Raw genomic sequence first — 2,367 nt, forward strand, 5'->3', positions numbered from 1 at the left:
ACTCACCTTTATGGCGAAAATGGGGGCTGACCTGAACAGTATCGAGCTTGGGAAAGAGAGAGCCGAACATACGCAATATTGCGAAATGGAATTTCAAACTTTGGAACCGGATATCAATCGGCTCCGTTCCAAATTGGAACGAAAAGGGAAAATCATACAATTTTTTCGGACGGATGACGCGTACCGAACTCAAGGATAAAACATGATACACGAAGCATTACGGGAAATCAGACGCGGGAGCGCTGAAATTATTGACGAAGCACGACTGGAAACGCTGTTAAAAAACTATTTTGAAAAAGGGGAGACCTATACCGTCAAAGCCGGATTCGATCCGACCGCACCGGATTTGCATCTGGGACATACGGTATTGCTTCAAAAACTGGCGGCATTTCAAAAATACGGCGGACACGTCCAGTTTTTGATCGGTGATTTCACGGCTCAGATCGGAGATCCGACCGGTAAAAGCGAAACCCGTAAAAAACTGCTTCCGGCTCAGGTACTTGAGAATGCACAGAGTTATAAAGATCAGGTATTTAAAATCCTCGATCCGGAGAAAACGACGGTAGTGTTTAACTCTGAATGGATCAATCCCCTAGGAGCGGCGGGTATGCTTGAACTCACGACGACGTATAACGTCGCGCGAATGCTTGAGAGGGACGATTTCGATAAACGCTACAAATCGGGAACTTCCATCTCCATAAGCGAATTTTTGTATCCTCTTTTACAGGGGTATGACAGTGTCTATCTAAAAAGCGATATCGAAATCGGCGGAACAGATCAGAAATTCAATCTTCTGATGGGGCGCCATTTACAGCGGGTATATGAGATCGGTAAAGAACAAGCAGTCCTTATGATGCCGATCCTCGAAGGGCTTGACGGCGTTCAAAAAATGTCCAAATCGCTCGGAAACTACATCGGAGTCGTCGAAACGCCGAACGACATGTACGGAAAAGTACTCAGTATCAGCGATACGTTGATGTGGCGCTATTACGAACTGTTGAGTACGCAGACCCTCGATCAGATCGAAAAACTGAAAACAGGTGTGGAAGATGGATCGCTGCACCCTAAAAAAGTGAAAGAAGCGTTGGCTTTGGAGATTACGGAACGGTTCCATACGCATCAGGCGGCACTTGATGCTCAGGCCGAATTCGAACGTGTCCATGCACAGAGTGAAATTCCGAGTGAAATCGACGAATTTACGCTGCAGGGGAGTGTTTGGATCGCTAAAGCTTTAGTGGATTGCGCCCTTAGCCCATCTACTTCGCAAGCCCGTCGGGAGATTAAGCAAGGCTCTGTTAAAATCGATCAAAACAAACTCAGTGATGAACAATATCAGCTTGAAGAGGGTGAATATATCCTCCAAGTAGGTAAACGTAAATTTGCACGATTAAAGGTAATCTAATGAGCTTTAAACCACTTCAAATCGGCAAATACTCCATTAGCAACCCTATCGTACAAGGGGGAATGGGTGTCGGTATCAGTTGGGACCGCTTAGCGGGAACGGTTTCGGCAGAAGGAGGGCTTGGCGTTATCAGTGCTGTCGGAACGGGGTATTATGAAAACAAATCCCATGCCGATAAACTGGTTGCCAATCGTCCGTTGGATGCAGAGAATTTTTATTCGAAAAAAGGGTTGACTGCCATTGTCAAAAATGCCCGAAAAATTTGCGGAGATGCCCCTTTAGCGTGCAATGTCCTATATGCAATCAATGATTACGGGCGTGTAGTCACCGATGCGTGTGAGGCGGGTGTCGATATTATCATTACCGGGGCAGGGCTTCCGACCAATATGCCTGAGTTTACGGCAGACTATCCCGATGTTGCATTGGTTCCGATCGTATCGTCACCTAAAGCCCTTTCTATTATTTGCAAACGGTGGCAAAAACGGTACAACCGTTTGCCGGATGCCGTAGTGCTGGAAGGGCCGTTAAGCGGAGGACATCAGGGATTTACCTATGAACAGTGCGCGATGGAAGAATATCAACTCGAAAATCTTGTCCGTCCGGTAGTCGAAGAAGCAGCGTTATGGGGGAATATTCCTGTCATCGCGGCCGGAGGGATCTGGGATAAAAAAGACATTGAGAAGATGATGGAGCTTGGCGCTTCCGGCGTTCAGATGGGGACCCGCTTTATCGGGACGTATGAGTGTGATGCACATGAAAACTTCAAACAAGTTCTCCTTAATGCTAAAGAAGAAGATATCACTTTGATGAAATCTCCCGTCGGTTATCCGGCTCGGGGTGTACGGACAAATCTACGCGATCTTGTCGATACCCGAACGGGACCTTCGATTAAATGTATCTCTAACTGTGTCGCTCCGTGTAATCGCGGTGTCGAAGCCAAAGAAGTCGGATTTTGTATTGCCGAC

3 protein-coding genes are annotated in these 2,367 nt (G+C 46.9%); all 3 read left to right on the plus strand.

The genetic code is table 11. The features are described from left to right. A partial coding sequence (locus Q0389_RS09190; protein ID WP_298693677.1) for a hypothetical protein occupies nucleotides 1-199 on the plus strand: 199 nt, incomplete at its 5' end. Nucleotides 200-202: 3 nt separating this feature from the next. Continuing rightward, nucleotides 203-1,402 carry a tyrosine--tRNA ligase gene (tyrS, locus tag Q0389_RS09195; protein ID WP_298693678.1) on the plus strand — a complete coding sequence of 400 codons (1,200 nt, stop codon included), beginning with the start codon at nucleotides 203-205 and terminating at the stop codon, nucleotides 1,400-1,402. Continuing rightward, nucleotides 1,402-2,367 (plus strand): nitronate monooxygenase family protein (locus tag Q0389_RS09200; protein WP_298693679.1); only part of this gene is annotated, 966 nt, incomplete at its 3' end. The genes tyrS and Q0389_RS09200, both read left to right, overlap by 1 nt.

This window comes from uncultured Sulfuricurvum sp., assembly GCF_937936435.1.
Taxonomy (GTDB): Bacteria; Campylobacterota; Campylobacteria; order Campylobacterales; family Sulfurimonadaceae; genus Sulfuricurvum.

Bases quoted from the DNA above. Each gene is read 5' to 3' on its own strand.
- tyrS (WP_298693678.1), top strand. From the start codon at position 203: ATGATACACGAAGCATTACGGGAAATCAGACGCGGGAGCGCTGAAATT.